Source organism: Rhizobium sullae, assembly GCF_900169785.1.
Taxonomy (GTDB): domain Bacteria; phylum Pseudomonadota; class Alphaproteobacteria; order Rhizobiales; family Rhizobiaceae; genus Rhizobium; species Rhizobium sullae.
Map to the genome: position 1 here is coordinate 1 of NZ_FWER01000169.1, position 800 is coordinate 800.

Sequence of the window (800 nt, forward strand, 5' to 3'; positions counted from 1 at the left end):
CGACCGTTCTGGCTGCGTCGATCATCCGCGAAGGCAACAAGGCGGTTGCCGCCGGCATGAACCCGATGGACCTTAAGCGCGGCATCGATCTTGCCGTTGCTGAAGTCGTCAAGGATCTCCAGGCCAAGGCCAAGAAGATCTCGACCTCGGAAGAAGTTGCGCAGGTCGGCACGATCTCTGCAAACGGCGACCGGCAGGTCGGTCTCGACATTGCCGAAGCCATGCAGAAGGTTGGCAACGAAGGCGTCATCACCGTCGAAGAAGCCAAGACCGCCGAAACCGAACTCGAAGTCGTCGAAGGCATGCAGTTCGACCGTGGCTACCTCAGCCCGTACTTCGTGACTAACCCGGAAAAGATGGTTGCTGACCTCGACGACGCCTACATCCTTCTGCACGAGAAGAAGCTCTCGAACCTGCAGTCGATGCTCCCGGTTCTCGAAGCTGTCGTCCAGACCGGCAAGCCGCTGCTCATCATCGCTGAAGACGTCGAAGGCGAAGCGCTTGCAACACTCGTCGTCAACAAGCTGCGCGGCGGCCTGAAGATCGCTGCCGTCAAGGCTCCGGGCTTCGGCGACCGCCGCAAGGCCATGCTCGAGGACATCGCCATCCTGACGGGCGGCACGGTGATCTCCGAAGACCTCGGCATCAAGCTCGAGTCCGTTACCCTCGACATGCTTGGTCGCACCAAGAAGGTTTCGATCTCCAAGGAAAACACCACGATCGTCGACGGCGCCGGCGCCAAGTCGGACATCGAAGGCCGCGTTGCCCAGATCAAGGCGCAGATCGAAGAAACCACCTCC

At 60.4% G+C, this 800-nt stretch carries 1 protein-coding gene; it reads left to right on the forward strand.

What is annotated here, in order from left to right; all coding sequences use genetic code 11:
- A partial coding sequence (groEL, locus tag BN1800_RS39565; protein ID WP_143534271.1) for a chaperonin GroEL occupies nt 1-800 on the forward strand: 800 nt, incomplete at both ends.